Source organism: Pseudomonas sp. F2 (genome assembly GCF_057174385.1).
Genome location: NZ_CM169904.1, coordinates 24,598 through 38,378, shown reverse-complemented (window position 1 = coordinate 38,378; position 13,781 = coordinate 24,598). Strand labels below are relative to the sequence as shown.

Sequence of the window (13,781 nt, the reverse complement as noted above, 5' to 3'; positions counted from 1 at the left end):
TTTATGATCGGAGCAGATCATGAATAACAACAACAACGACCAAAGCCTTACGCAAATTGAAACCCACGGGGTCGAACAGATCCCGGACCACGAACGCACCGCAGGCCCGACGGACTTGTTCCGGATGATCTTCGGTGGTTCAAACACCTTTGCCACCGCCGTGCTCGGCAGTTTCCCGGTGCTGTTCGGCCTGTCGTTTCAGGCCGGCGTCTGGGCAATCGTGCTGGGCGTGCTGCTCGGCTCGCTGATCCTCGCACCGATGGGCCTGTTCGGCCCGCTCAACGGCACCAACAATGCCGTGTCCTCCGGCGCGCACTTCGGCGTGCACGGGCGGATCGTCGGCTCGTTCCTGTCGCTGTTGACCGCCATCGCGTTTTTCTCGCTCTCGGTGTGGAGTTCGGGCGATGCATTGATCGGCGGGGCGAAACGCCTGATCGGTCTGCCGGAAACCGATCTGACCCTGGGCCTGGCCTACGGTCTGTTCGCGATTCTGGTGCTGACCGTGTGCATCTACGGCTTCCGCTTTCTGCTGTGGGTGAACAAGATCGCGGTGTGGAGCGCGAGCCTGTTGTTCCTGCTGGGCATCTTCGCCTTCGCCGGTCCTTTCGACGTCAACTACGCCGGCACGGTGAACCTCGGTCAACCGGGCTTCTGGGCGGCGTTCATCGGCGCGGCGCTGGTGGCGATGAGTAACCCGATCTCGTTCGGTGCGTTCCTCGGCGACTGGTCGCGCTACATTCCGCGTGACACCTCCAAGCAGCGAATCATGGCCGCCGTGGTGCTGTCGCAGATCGCCACGTTCATCCCGTTCCTGTTCGGCCTGAGCACCGCGACCATCGTCGCGATCAAGGCGCCGGACTACATCGCGGCGAACAATTATGTGGGTGGTCTGCTGGCGGTATCGCCAAGCTGGTTCTTCCTGCCGGTGTGCCTGATTGCGGTGATCGGTGGCATGTCCACCGGCACCACCTCGCTGTATGGCACCGGGCTGGACATGTCCAGCGTATTTCCACGGGTGCTGTCGCGGGTCAAGGCGACGCTGCTGATCGGCGTGCTGTCGATTGCTTTCATCTTCATCGGGCGCTTTGCGGCGAACCTGGTGCAGAGCGTGTCGACCTTCGCCGTGCTGATCATCACCTGCACCACCCCGTGGATGGTGATCATGATTATCGGCTTGCTGGTGCGTCGCGGCTTCTACTGCCCGGATGACCTGCAAGTGTTCACTCGCGGCGAGCAAGGCGGACGGTACTGGTTCAACCACGGCTGGAACTGGCGTGGTCTGGGTGCATGGATCCCGAGCGCGGCGGTCGGCCTGTGCTTCGTCAATCTGCCGGGGCAGTTCGTCGGCCCGCTGGGCGAGCTGGCCGGCGGCATCGACATCAGCCTGCCGGTAACGCTGGGTCTGGCGTCGGTGGTGTACCTGACACTGCTGAGCCTGTTCCCGGAACCGCGCGAGGTATTTGGACCGCAGGATGCGCGCAGCCAAGGCGCGGCGGCGCAAGCAAAATCGGCACTGCGCCAGGCGGCCTGATTCACACAGAAAATTTGAAGGATTGGAGTTCTTGTGGCGAGGGAGCTTGCTCCCGCTCGACTGCGCAGCAGTCGCAATGAAGCTGTTGGGGCCGCTTCGCAGCCCAGCGGGAGCAAGCTCCCTCGCCACAGAGAGGCATTCGATTCAGCGTTCCACATAAAAAAGACAATCGGAGACACGCCATCATGGCTTTGGATTTATTCGTCGTCCTCATCTACGCCGCCGGCATGCTGTTGCTCGGCTACTACGGTATGCGCAAGGCCAAGACCAACGAGGACTTTCTGGTTGCCGGGCGTAACCTGGGCCCGAGCCTGTACATGGGCACCATGGCCGCGACCGTGCTCGGTGGTGCGTCCACCGTCGGCACCGTGCGTCTGGGCTATGTGCATGGCATTTCCGGCTTCTGGCTGTGCGCCGCGCTGGGTTGCGGCATCGTTGCGCTGAACCTGTTCCTCGCCAAACCGTTGCTGAAACTGAAGATCTACACCGTTACCCAGGTCCTGGAAAAACGCTACAACCCGATGGCCCGCTCGGCGAGCGCGGCGATCATGCTGGCCTACGCACTGATGATCGGCGTGACCTCGATCCTGGCGATCGGCACCGTGCTGCAAGTGCTGTTCGGTCTGCCGTTCTGGATCTCGGTATTGCTCGGCGGTGGCGTGGTGGTGATCTACTCGGCCATCGGCGGCATGTGGTCGCTGACCCTCACCGACATCGTCCAGTTCATCATCAAGACCGTGGGCCTGATGTTCATCCTGTTGCCGATCTGCCTGTACCGCGTCGGCGGCTGGGACGAACTGGTGCTGAAGCTGCCGGCAGCGGCGTTCAACTTCACCACCATCGGCTGGGACACGATCATCACCTACTTCATGATCTACTTCTTCGGCATCCTGATCGGTCAGGACATCTGGCAACGGGTGTTCACCGTCAAGACCGCCAAAGTCGCGCAGTACGCCGGCAGTCTCGCTGGAATCTACTGCATCCTCTACGGGCTGGCCTGCGCGCTGATCGGCATGGCTGCGCACGTGCTGATCCCGGATCTGGACAACGTCAACAACGCCTTCGCCGCCATCGTCAAACTGTCGCTGCCGGACGGCATCCGTGGTCTGGTGATCGCTGCTGCTCTGGCGGCGATGATGTCCACCGCCAGCGCCGGCCTGCTCGCCGCGGCCACCACCCTGACTGAAGACCTGCTGCCGAAACTGCGCGGCGGCAAACAGTCGAGCTTAGGCGTCAACCGCCTGTTCACGTTGCTGACCGGTGTCGTGGTACTGGGTATTGCGCTGGTGGTGAATGACGTGATCAGCGCCCTGACCCTGGCCTATAACCTGCTGGTCGGCGGCATGCTGATTCCGCTGATCGGCGCGATCTTCTGGAAACGCGCGACCACCGCCGGCGCCATCGCCAGCATGGGCCTGGGTTTCGCCACCGCGCTGCTGTTCATGTTCAAGGACGGTCTGGATGCGAACACGCCGATCTACTACAGCCTTGCGGTAGGTCTGGTGAGTTTTGTGGTGGTCAGCCTGGTCTCCCCTCGCCCGGCGACGGTGGCGAGCGCGATCTAAGCTTTACGTAACGACTTGATGCTTTCTTCGACGGGTGTGGCGTCGGTTGCCACACCCGTTTTTTTCGTCTGGAGAAAAGAGAATATGAAGATCGTTTCGCGCGATCAGTGGTTCGAAGTTCAGCACTTGAGCGATGGCATTCGGCTGATCCATGAGCCGTATATCCGCCCGTTCTACCGCTGCAATTTGTGGCACGTGCAGGGGCGCGACAAAGACTTGTTGCTCGACAGTGGCTCGGGGCTGGTCAGCCTGCGCGAGCAGTTGCCGTGGATTACCGAGCGACCGCTGGTGGCCGTCGCCAGCCACTGCCACTTCGACCACATCGCCGGGCATCACGAATTCGCCGAGCGCCTGGTGCATCCTGCCGAGGCCGACATCCTCGCCGCGCCGGACGGCGAGAACGATTTGAGCCGGGCCTTTGTCGGCGACGACATGTTCGAGGCGCACCCGGACTGCCCGCTGTGCTACGCCGAATACCGGGTCAAGGCTGCGCCGGCCACCGGGTTTGTCGAGGATGGCGATGTGCTGGATCTGGGCAATCGCACCTTGCAGGTGCTGCACACGCCGGGGCATTCACCGGGCGGCATCAGCCTGTATGAGGCGGCCACCGAAACGTTATTCAGCGGCGACATCATCTACGACGGGCCGTTGATCGAAGACGCCTACCACTCCAATCTGGAGGATTACGCCGCCAGCCTGCGGCGCTTGCAGGCGCTGTCGATTCGCACCGTGCACGGCGGGCATTTCCGCAGTTTTTCCGGCGGGCATTTACGTTCGATGATTGACGCATGGCTGCGCGGGCACGCTTGAGTTCCACCACAAAAGCAAAAGATCGCAGCCTTCGGCAGCACCTACAGGAAATACATTCCCGTGTAGGAGCTGCCGAAGGCTGCGATCTTTTGATCTTTTATTTGAGCACTACCGCCGGCGAGGCTGACGCCGGCGCTGTTCGTCATCGGTGCGGATCGGTACGGGTTGCAGAGGCGGTTCGATCAAGCCGAGGGCAACACCCAAATCGTGCAGCCAGTTCTGAATTTTCTCTTTCATCGTCATGCCCCCTTCAGGGTAGTGCTGAGCAGCCGGAATTCTGAGGCCGCTTCGCACTGATAATAGTCCGAAGTCCTACGCAATGCTCGGCCAAATCCGCAATGATCTGTTACTGAATTGAACAGAATTACGATGGGTTGGTTCATGCCGTCTGCCGGGTTTCACTCGATGCCACGGGATAGAGCGCTTGCTGCTGTTCAATCCAGGCATTGAGGTTGGCCCCGACCATACCCTTGCGCCACATGAGCCATGTTGTCGCACTGGCAAACGGCTCGACCAACGGGTGCACCGCGACGCTTTCACGCCCCGGCAGACTGGCGAGCATCGACTCCGACATCAGCGCCACACCGCTGCCGGCAATCACACAAGCAAGCATGCCCTGATAGGACTCGATCTCCATCGCCCGGCCCATCGCCGCCTGATAGTGAACAAACCACGCCTCCAGCCGCGCGCGATAGGCGCAGCCATGACGGAAGGTGAATACCGCCCTGCCCTCGACGTCCTTGGCGCTATGGATCGGCGGATGATCGGCTTCGCTGATCAGCACCAGACGCTCGTCGCACAGCGGCACGCCGTCGATCCCGGCCAATTGCGGCGGACCGTCCACCAACGCCGCATCGAGCCGCCCGGAGACCAAGCCCTCGAGCAACTCGCCGCTGGGCCCGGACTGCACTTGCAGATTCACCGCCGGGTATTGCTTGTGATAGCGCGCCAGCAACGCCGGCAAATGGATCGCCGCGGTGCTGTACAGCGTGCCGAGAACGAAATCCCCGGCCGGCTGCCCGCCCATCACCGCTGCACTGGCCTGATCGCGCAGGGCGAACAGCTTGCCGGCGTAGTCCAGCAGGACTTTTCCCGCAGGCGACAACTGCAAACGCTGACGCTCACGGACGAACAGTTCGACACCCAATTGCTCTTCCAGCTGTTTGAGCCGGGTCGACAGATTGGACGGCACTCGGTGCAGACGCTCGGCGGCGCGGGTGATCGAACCCTCCTCGGCCACCGCCTGAAAGATCCGCAATTGGCTGAACTCCACACGCATTCTCCATAACAGAACAAGTTACTCACTATTATTCAATTTTAAAGAAAGTCAATTGGTTCTAGCCTGACGGTCATTGCTCCTCTGAAGGAATCCCGACCATGTCGCCACTGATTCGCTTATCCGCCTGTTTCGTCGCCCTGATGATGGCCATGGGCATCGGGCGTTTCGCCCTCACCCCGCAACTGCCGCACCTGCTCAGCGAAGGTCAGGTCGACCTGACGGCCGCCGGTCTGATTGCTGCGGCCAACTACCTCGGTTACCTGCTGGGCGCGGTGGACGCGATGTTCGCCCACCGTTCGCAGCAAGTGCAGCGCCGGTTACATGGCGGTTTGTGGCTGTGTGTGCTGCTGACCCTGGCATCGTTCTGGGCCAACGGCTTCTGGGCGCATTTGCTGCTGCGCTTCGGCACCGGGGTGGCGAGTGCCTGGGTGCTGGTGATGATTACGGCGCTGAGTCAGCCCTTGGCAGCGGCGGCAGGCCGGCCACGGCTGGGGGCACTGGTATTTGCCGGTCCCGGACTGGGAATTTTTCTGACCGGGTTGCTGGCACTGTTCTCACATCTGCTGAACCAGACATCTGCCACCTTGTGGCTGATCTATGCCGCCGTGGCGCTGGTGATGTTGCTGGGGATCGTGCGGATCCTGCCGCAACCGGGCGTGCACACGCCGGTCGCCACCCTCAACGTCAACCATTCGAATCGCGGTATCCCGCGACTGGCGGCGGTGTATGCGTTATATGGCGTGGGTTACATCATCCCGGCCACATTCCTTTCGCAAATGGCCAACGCGCAGTTTCACGGGCAATGGCAGGCCGATCTGTTCTGGCCGTGCTTCGGCCTTGGCGCGGCGATTGGCGTGTTGCTGGTGAGCCTGCGTCGCCATGATCCGAACACCACACGGCACTGGCTGACCGCCACCCTGTGGTTGCAGGCGCTCGGGGTCTTCGCCTGTCTGTTGGGCAGTGGTTATGGCCTGGCGCTGGGGGTGGTGTTGTGTGGCATGCCGTTCCTCGCTTGCATGCAACTGGTGATGCAACGCTCGCGAGAACTGGCGCCGCACACAACTCAGCGCAACGCCGGACTGCTGACCGCATGCTTCGCCGTTGGCCAGCTCAGCGGCCCGCTGCTGGCGGCGCTCAGCAGCCATTTCAGCGGCGGCCTGCAACCGGCGCTGGTGATCGCCGGCAGCGGTCTGCTGATTGCCGGCGGGCTGGCCTTGCAGTCAGTCAGCGTTGGCCGAGGGCTTGGCGCAAACGCCGACGCACCCACTGCTCAGCGCTGACAAAAGTGATGCCCAGCAACACCAGCACCGCGCCGATGACGAAGTTCACGCTCAACTCTTCACCGAGCAGCAGCACGCCGAAGGTGACGCCGAACAGCGGCGTCATGAACGAAAACACCGCCAGATTGGCCGCCAGATAGCGCCGCAGCAGCCAGAACCAGGTCAGGTAACTGAAGAACGACACCACCAGGCCCTGGAACAGCACGCTGGCCACCGCCACGCTGGTCAGACTGACGTGGCTGATCTGGCCGCTGAACAGTGCGATCAACAGCAGGCCAGCGAAGCCGACGATCAACTGATAGAACAGGGTCAACGTCACTGGCGCCTCTGACAGACGCGAGGCGCGCACCACCACGGTGGTCGCGCCCCAGCAGGCGCCGGCAATGACCCCGAACGCATCGCCCAGCAGCATGCGCCGGTCGAGGTTGTCCCACGACACGCCGCCGGCGAAGGCGATGGCGATACCGACGAACGCGAGCAGAATTCCCAGCCATTGCAGCGGCCGCAGGCGCTCGCTCGCCAGCAGGAAATGCACGCCCAGCGCGGTGAAAATCGGCGCGGTGTAAAGGAACACCGACATGTGCGCGGCGGTGGTCAGTTGCAGGCCTTCGGCGATGAAGAAGAACTCCAGACCGAACAGCGCACCGGCCAGCAGTCCGCCGCGCCAGGTGTTGCTCACCTGATCCCAACCGCCCTTCCAGCACAGCAACAGGCCTACCAGCAGCGCAGAAATCCCCGAGCGCCCGGCCGCCTGCATCACCGGCGCGATGTCGGGCGCGGCCCACTTGATCATCACTTGCTGCACGCCCCAGATCAGGCAGAGGCCGATCATCACCTGCAAGGCAAACCCGTCGGCATTGCGCCGCTCGACACTCACCGCAACACCTCAAACACACACAACATGGCAGCCGTCCACTGGTCGAAAATCTGTGCCGGGGATTATCAATCACTCGGGCAGAAAAAGCCGTCTGAAAAAGACTTTGTCTGAGTCAGTAACGTCAGCGGTGAATGGCTGTCGGCTGCGCCGCCATTCGCTGGCAAGCCAGCTCCCACAATGACCGGGTTGCTCACTGATTCTTTGTTCGCCACAAAACGCTGTGGGAGTCTGGCTTGCCAGCGATGACGTCAGTTTGATCAACGCAGATCAGGGAGCTGAACTCAGTAGTCGTTTCGTCACCAAAAATCCAACCGAGCAGGCAACAGCCGTGGCAAACGCCCCCCAAGCCCAATCCATCAAACTCACCTGCACCGACCACCCGCGCAATGTCGCCCAGTTAGTCAGGTCATACGTGCCGTACGCCACCAGCCCCAGCAGCGCGCCCATCTTTGCCGCCCGTTGCCAGCTCAGCGCCGGCAACACCACAAATTGCACGCAACCAACAACGTACAGGCAATAAAAAACCGCTGCCGGAACCAGCAGCGGTTTTTCGAGCATCAGCGAACCGAGCAGCTCGCGGTAGGTTGGCGCCATCAGCACGCCGAGCCAGATACCGTCGAGCAATAGAAACGCCACCAGTGTGGCGAGGTAAGCAATCAGCGCTTTCTTCATCTGCAAACCCTCATGTAGGAGCTGCCGCAGGCTGCGATCTTTTGCCTTTGAAGATCAAAAGATCGCAGCCTGCGGCAGCTCCTACATGGGGCCGGCGGTTACTCAGGTTAGTTCAATGCGATCGGCATGAATGACGATCTTGCCTTCCTTGTACAGCGAACCGATGGCCTTCTTGAAGTTGCCCTTGCTGACACCAAACAGACTGCTGATCAACGCCGGATCGCTCTTGTCGCTGACGGCCAGCGTGCCATTGTTTTCGCGCAACTTGGCGAGGATCTTCGAACTCAGGCTGCTGGCCGCTTCCTGACCTACCGGTTGCAGGCTCAGGCTGATCTTGCCGTCGGCGCGCACTTCCTTGATGAAACCTTTCTCGCGCATGCCGGAGCGCATGAACTTGAAGATTTCATTCTTGTGGATCAAGCCCCAATGCTTGTTGTTGATGATCGCCTTGAAGCCCATGTCGGTCGCTTCAGCCACCAGCAGATCAACTTCCTGACCGGCGCTGTAGTTGGCCGGGGTCTTGTCGAGGTAGCGATCCAGACGCGCGGTCGCGGTGATGCGGCGCGTGTGTTTATCGAGATAGACGTGCACCACGCAGTACTCGCCAGCGGTCATCTGCCGCTTTTCTTCGGAATACGGCAGCAACAGATCCTTCGGCAAGCCCCAATCGAGGAAGACACCGATGCTGTTGACCTCAACTACTTTCAGGCTGGCAAATTCACCGACCTGAACTTTTGGTTTTTCAGTGGTAGCGAGAAGTTTGTCTTCGCTGTCCAGATAAATAAATACGTTGAGCCAGTCTTCATCTTCGCTGGGAATATCTTTAGGAATATAACGGTTGGGCAAAAGAATTTCGCCGTCGGCACCGCCGTCCAGATATAAACCGAAGTTAGTGTGTTTAACCACTTGCAAACTGTTGTAACGCCCGACTAAAGCCATTTTCCAAAACCCTCATTGCGTGGCGGCATTCTACCCGGTTTTGCCGGTCTCGTTCGCCGAGCGACCAGCCGGGAGAAGAAAATTCGCGGGGCGCCTTGATTTTCCCGGGTTTGGCGCAAGCGACTCGCCATTCGTCAGGCCAGTGCGGCACCTGACGCAGCGTTTCACGGCTTACCTTTTGCGTAATGAGCAATAAATGTTGTTATTTAAAACAGTGGCTTAGGCGGATATTTCGAATAATTAAGCGAGAATAATCCACCCGCACACTCAGTTATTCCAGGGGATATTTATCAAGCAATTGTCAAGTTATTCCTGTACGATGCCTGGCCGAGTTACTTTTCTACAGGTTAATGGCCGCCATGCGTGTAAAAGCATCCACCAGCAAAGCAAAGCCAGCTCCAGCCGTTGAAACCAGCGAATCGATCAACGATCAGATCGCGGCGTTTCTCAAGTCCGGCGGTGAAATCCAGCAAATTGCCAAAGGCGTCAGCGGCCAGACGTTCGGCCCGTCCAAGCAGATCAGCCTGGGCAAGAAGTAACACCCGGTAATACACCCGTCCTGAGACGCTTTGAGCTTCGAAGCGTCTGGACAGGCACCCGCTCAACACCCTCACTTCTGTTTAATCAATCTTTTGAAAATCGACGAACGGCCATCATTGCCGAGCATTCGCCGGTATCCTTGCACGCGTCTGGATCAAGCGTTTCAGCAGGCTCAGCCCTGCCCTCGCTGTTCATGGAGTGACGCATGCTCAAATCAAATTCCTGTTTATTGCTTGTGGGCCTACTGGCCTGCTCGTCGGTGCACGCGCAGATTTTCCAGCGCGAGCTTGGCGACTTCGACCTCAAACTCGGCACCACGCCCAGTCGCAGCATGGCCCAAGGCCTGGTCAAGCCGGCGGCAGTCGGCTCGTTCCACGGCGGCCTCGATCTCAGCCACGACAGCGGCCTGTATGTCGGCCAGTACGCACCGAGCATGGGCCTGACCCCGGGCAAGAACCTCGAAATCGACTCCTACATCGGCTTTAAACAACCTTTCGATCAGACCCTCGGCTACGAAGTCGGGATGATCCACTACAGCTATCCCAAGGTCGAGACCCTCGACAGCCAGGAGCTGTTCGGCGGCCTGACCCTGCTCGGCAGCCGTTTCGGTATAGCCGTCAGCAACGACCCGGACAAACAGAACAACACGCTGTTCGCCGATCTGGGTGGCAATCAGCCGTTCGGCATCGGGATCAGCATGAAATACACCACCCATCAATTGAACACGCCGGTGTCAGTGGACGGTGGTTATGTCAGCAGTTTTACCGATTGGTCAGTGAAATTTTCCCGGCCATTCATGGGCGTCAATCTCGACCTGATCTACAGCAATTCCAACCTCAGTGGCAGCGATTGCTCGGCGTATTCCGGGCACAACAGTCAGTGCGACGGGCTGGTGACGCTCAAGGCAGAGCGCGCATTCTATTGATCGGCTGAACTGCCGGGAGCATCCTGCGTTCACATGAGAATCAGACGTCAGGCCTCGCAAGGATTCGCCCATGTCTCGCTGGTTCAAACACCTCGCCACCCTGCTGATCTTCACCCTCGCCCTCGGCGCCTGCAGCCGCGTCGGCCTGGCCTACCGCAATCTCGACGTGATCATTCCATGGACGCTTGGCGACTACCTGGACATGAACGGCGAGCAGAAGGACTGGTTCAACGAACGGCTCAAGGAACACCTGAACTGGCACTGCACCACGCAATTGCCGGGCTACCTCGATTGGCTGGACCGTTTGCAGAACATGGTTGAAACCAATCAGGTGACCGACGCGGCACTGCAGGCGCGAACCGAGGAAGCAAAAAAAGCCATTGCCGAAACCGCACGCCAGATCACACCGTCGGCCATCGAATTGCTGCAAGGGCTGGACGACAAGCAAGTCGCCGAGATGAACGATGCGTTTGCCAAGGATCTGCGCAAACGTGAGAAGGAATACGTCAAACCGCCGCTGGCGCAACAGATTGCCGAACGCGGCGCACGCATGGACAAACGCCTGACTGATTGGCTGGGTCCATTGAGCGTCACTCAGGAACAACGGGTAATGGCCTGGTCGACTGCCCTGGGCGATCAGAACACTCAATGGATCGCCAACCGCGCCCACTGGCAGCAACAGTTCAGTAACGCCGTTGCCCAACGCGAAAGTCCGGAATTCCCACAGCGAATCGAGACACTTCTGGTCAACCGCGAGCGTTTATGGACAGCGGATTACCAAAAAGCCTACGCCAACACCGAAGCGCAGGCGCGTTCGCTGGCGGTGGATCTGATGGCCGAGAGTACGCCGCAGCAGCGTCAGCGGTTGCTCAAGAAAATCGAGGGTGTGCGTAAGGACTTCAATGATTTGAAGTGTCTGAAGGCAGTAAAGCAGGAATAGAAGATCAAAAGATCGCAGCCTTCGACAGCTCCTACAGGGTTATGTGTAGGAGCTGCCGGAGGCTGCGATCTTTTGCTTTCAGGCAATCTGCGCCTTTGAAGCCACTTCATCGAATGTCGCTTCATCCAGCGCATCCTCCTGCTCATCCAGTACTTGCCGAGGATGATCATTGCCGGGAATGCTGCTGTCGATCAGGCTCAGCAGGCTTGATCCGCGTGGCGTCAGAATGAAATTGTTGCCGGTACTGCCTGCGTGATCCGGACGCGGTTCAATAAATCCACGATCAAGCAACAAGCCTTCGTAATCGCAGGCCACCGTTTTCAGGTGATCCAGATTCTCTATCGGCTCGCCTGCACTGGCTTTCTGCGCCGCATAATCCTCTGCGTATTTTCGTGGAGCGAAACTTTCGCCTGCACTGTTCTGCACTTCATGCAGCAAGCGTTCAATCAAATCCCAGTTATAAGTCGTCATCCTGATTCAACCTCCGGTGCGCGTGATTGGGGGCGCTGTCATAGGTTGTGACCCGGACGCATCGTAGCCGTTCACCCGCATTTTCCGCAGCGACCGACATGCTGTTTGCGACAACTCTGAACTTTTCGTCGCATCCAGGCCTCCACCCAATAACCCGCCTTAACCGGAACGGAGGCCTGCCCCCATGAAAACTCTGCTCAAGCTCACCCTCGCCGTCACCCTCGCCTGCGCCCTGCCGGTCTGGGCCTGCACACCAGAAGAGGCCACCGCCAAACGCGAACAACTGGCCAAGGAAGTGACCAAGCTCACCGAACAGAATCCGGCCAAGGCCAAGGAAATCAATGCCGAGTTGCAAAAGATGGACTTGGGCACGGCTAGTGCAGATTTGCCGGACAAGTGCCAGTTGATTGATCAGCGCTTGAAGGAACTGGACTCGGCTGAGAAAAAAGCCGACAGCTAAAAGCAAGATCAAAAGATCGCAGCCTTCGGCAGCTCCTACACCGAACCCTGTAGGAGCTGCCGAAGGCTGCGATCTTTTGACCCTGAAAATGCATTAATGCATTTTTATACTTGCACAAATGCATAGGCAGGCTAAGGTTACCTCGAGCAAGGAGATCGGCACCGTTCATCGCAGATGAAAACCGTTAACCACCGATCGCTCGGCAATACCGCAACACCACCACAAGCTGGACGCTTGTTTTCATTCATGGAGGACTGAAAAAATGTTAACCACTCAAGCCACATCATTCACCGGCGAGAGCCTGCCAAGGTGCCTTGTCGGCCGCCTGCTCGACCCGCAACTGGTCGAGGTTCAAGCCACTGCGCAAACCGCTGCACTGGCCGCTGCCAGCCTCAACTTCAGCATGCAGAAACAGACTCAGACCAACTGGTGCTGGGCCGCTGTTTCCGCTTCGGTCGGCAACTATTACGGCACTGGAAACTGGACCCAATGCGGCGTCGCCAGTACCCAACTGGATCGCAATTGCTGCAGCCAGCCAGGACCGTGCAACGTCTATGGCTATCTGGATTCAGCCCTGCAAACCACCCGCAGCTATAACGGGATGAATCAGGGTTCGCTGCAGATGTCGGCCATTCAGAACCAGATCAACATGGGCCGCCCGGTCGGCCTGCGCTGTGCCTGGTACGGTGGCGGTGCGCACTTCCTGGCGATCTACGGCACCAACGGCAACTACGTGCTGGTCGCCGACTCGATCTACGGTTATTCGACCCGCGCGCTGAACTCATTCCCGGGTTCGTACAACGGCGGCGGCAACTGGACTCACACTTACTTCACCGCGAAAAACTAGGAGGGCGACATCATGCAACTGACTTATCCAAAGGCGCCTTCCAACGGCGTACAGACTTTGCGTCCGGTGCTGCAAGCCGCGCTGCAAACACAGGGTTTCGGCATTAATCGCCAGTTCGCCGCCGCGACACCGGCCAAAGTCAGCCTCAGCGAAGCCTATCGCGGCTACTCGCTGACACTCGACGACTTGAGCCAAGGCAAGGGTCTGAAAGACGCACGTATCGGCGACTGGCATTACCTGGTGTTTGCCGACGGCGTCAGCATTGCCGATGCGCAACTGGCCGAGGTGCGTGGCCATGTCGAGTTCGCTTCGCTGAACCACGGCACCCGGGCCGCCGACACCGTGGGCGCGTTGAAACTGGCGGAACAGGCGCCGCAATTGCAGGGCAAAACCGTTGAACTGCGCGTGCTGTTTGTCTCGGCGCTGCACGTCGTGGCGATCTGGCTGCATGCGGACGGTGAGGATGTGCTGATCCCGATTGAGCCGACGCCAAAAGAGCTGGGCGACTCGCGGCTGTACAGCGAAGCCGCGCTGCTCGCGCTGCTCAAACCGGCGGCAGATCGCGCCAAACAGCGCTTTGACGCGGACAGCAGCGGACAGTTGGGGAACTGACAAACCCCGCGCATAAAAAAACCCGGACACTGT

Annotated in this window: 16 protein-coding genes; 10 read left to right on the top strand and 6 right to left on the bottom strand. The window is 59.5% G+C overall.

Translation table 11 applies throughout. From position 1 onward, the window contains the following. The first annotated feature begins 19 nt into the window (after positions 1-19). From AC193Q_RS00175 to AC193Q_RS00165, 3 genes are all read left to right on the top strand, one after another. Positions 20-1,531 carry a purine-cytosine permease family protein gene (locus AC193Q_RS00175; protein WP_121184258.1) on the top strand — a complete coding sequence of 504 codons (1,512 nt, stop codon included), beginning with the start codon at positions 20-22 and terminating at the stop codon, positions 1,529-1,531. A 185-nt stretch (positions 1,532-1,716) separates the two neighbouring features. Further along, positions 1,717-3,096 carry a sodium:solute symporter family protein gene (locus tag AC193Q_RS00170; protein ID WP_121184256.1) on the top strand — a complete coding sequence of 460 codons (1,380 nt, stop codon included), beginning with the start codon at positions 1,717-1,719 and terminating at the stop codon, positions 3,094-3,096. Positions 3,097-3,180: 84 nt separating this feature from the next. Beyond that, a complete protein-coding gene (locus AC193Q_RS00165) occupies positions 3,181-3,906 on the top strand; it encodes an MBL fold metallo-hydrolase (RefSeq protein WP_121184254.1) in 726 nt (241 codons plus the stop codon). Between the two features lie 108 nt (positions 3,907-4,014). Here AC193Q_RS00165 and AC193Q_RS00160 read toward each other — a convergent pair whose 3' ends face one another. Both AC193Q_RS00160 and ptrR read right to left on the bottom strand, forming a co-directional pair. After that, on the bottom strand, positions 4,015-4,143 hold the full coding sequence (locus AC193Q_RS00160; protein WP_003184145.1) for a PA1414 family protein: 129 nt from the start codon (positions 4,141-4,143) through the stop codon (positions 4,015-4,017). 142 nt (positions 4,144-4,285) lie between these two features. Beyond that, positions 4,286-5,179 carry a putrescine utilization regulator PtrR gene (gene ptrR / locus AC193Q_RS00155; protein ID WP_121184252.1) on the bottom strand — a complete coding sequence of 298 codons (894 nt, stop codon included), beginning with the start codon at positions 5,177-5,179 and terminating at the stop codon, positions 4,286-4,288. A 104-nt stretch (positions 5,180-5,283) separates the two neighbouring features. On the opposite strand from ptrR, the gene AC193Q_RS00150 reads away from it, so the two are divergent. Further along, the gene (locus AC193Q_RS00150) at positions 5,284-6,465 is read left to right on the top strand and encodes an MFS transporter (protein ID WP_121184250.1); all 1,182 of its coding nucleotides are present in this window, start codon (positions 5,284-5,286) and stop codon (positions 6,463-6,465) included. Here the strand turns inward: AC193Q_RS00150 and AC193Q_RS00145 are convergent. The 3 genes from AC193Q_RS00145 to AC193Q_RS00135 all read right to left on the bottom strand — a co-directional run bounded on the left by AC193Q_RS00145 (position 6,410) and on the right by AC193Q_RS00135 (position 8,953). Beyond that, positions 6,410-7,342, bottom strand: coding sequence for a DMT family transporter (locus tag AC193Q_RS00145; RefSeq protein ID WP_121184248.1), 933 nt, complete (start codon positions 7,340-7,342; stop codon positions 6,410-6,412). The genes AC193Q_RS00150 and AC193Q_RS00145 overlap by 56 nt on opposite strands. A gap of 267 nt (positions 7,343-7,609) precedes the next feature. Next, positions 7,610-8,014 carry a DUF2177 family protein gene (locus AC193Q_RS00140; RefSeq protein ID WP_047292394.1) on the bottom strand — a complete coding sequence of 135 codons (405 nt, stop codon included), beginning with the start codon at positions 8,012-8,014 and terminating at the stop codon, positions 7,610-7,612. A 102-nt stretch (positions 8,015-8,116) separates the two neighbouring features. Next, positions 8,117-8,953 carry a CvfB family protein gene (locus AC193Q_RS00135; RefSeq protein WP_041070234.1) on the bottom strand — a complete coding sequence of 279 codons (837 nt, stop codon included), beginning with the start codon at positions 8,951-8,953 and terminating at the stop codon, positions 8,117-8,119. Between the two features lie 350 nt (positions 8,954-9,303). Here AC193Q_RS00135 and AC193Q_RS00130 point away from each other — a divergent pair, with 350 nt between their 5' ends. The 3 genes from AC193Q_RS00130 (at position 9,304) to AC193Q_RS00120 (ending at position 11,358) form a co-directional block, all read left to right on the top strand. Continuing rightward, positions 9,304-9,492, top strand: coding sequence for a hypothetical protein (locus AC193Q_RS00130; protein ID WP_016985943.1), 189 nt, complete (start codon positions 9,304-9,306; stop codon positions 9,490-9,492). 206 nt (positions 9,493-9,698) lie between these two features. Beyond that, entirely contained in the window at positions 9,699-10,418 is a 720-nt protein-coding gene (locus AC193Q_RS00125) for a TorF family putative porin (RefSeq protein WP_121184246.1), read from the top strand. Between the two features lie 70 nt (positions 10,419-10,488). Further along, positions 10,489-11,358, top strand: coding sequence for a DUF6279 family lipoprotein (locus tag AC193Q_RS00120; protein WP_121184244.1), 870 nt, complete (start codon positions 10,489-10,491; stop codon positions 11,356-11,358). 78 nt (positions 11,359-11,436) lie between these two features. Here AC193Q_RS00120 and AC193Q_RS00115 read toward each other — a convergent pair whose 3' ends face one another. Beyond that, positions 11,437-11,829, bottom strand: coding sequence for a hypothetical protein (locus AC193Q_RS00115; protein WP_047292388.1), 393 nt, complete (start codon positions 11,827-11,829; stop codon positions 11,437-11,439). Positions 11,830-12,013: 184 nt separating this feature from the next. On the opposite strand from AC193Q_RS00115, the gene AC193Q_RS00110 reads away from it, so the two are divergent. From AC193Q_RS00110 to AC193Q_RS00100, 3 genes are all read left to right on the top strand, one after another. Next, a complete protein-coding gene (locus AC193Q_RS00110; RefSeq protein ID WP_121184242.1) occupies positions 12,014-12,289 on the top strand; it encodes a hypothetical protein in 276 nt (91 codons plus the stop codon). A 262-nt stretch (positions 12,290-12,551) separates the two neighbouring features. Beyond that, positions 12,552-13,136, top strand: a complete 585-nt coding sequence (locus tag AC193Q_RS00105) for a C39 family peptidase (RefSeq protein ID WP_047292384.1) — start codon at positions 12,552-12,554, stop codon at positions 13,134-13,136. Between the two features lie 12 nt (positions 13,137-13,148). Continuing rightward, positions 13,149-13,748 (top strand): hypothetical protein, encoded by a 600-nt coding sequence (locus AC193Q_RS00100; protein WP_095667224.1) that lies wholly within the window; start codon positions 13,149-13,151, stop codon positions 13,746-13,748. The last annotated feature ends 33 nt before the right edge of the window (positions 13,749-13,781 follow it).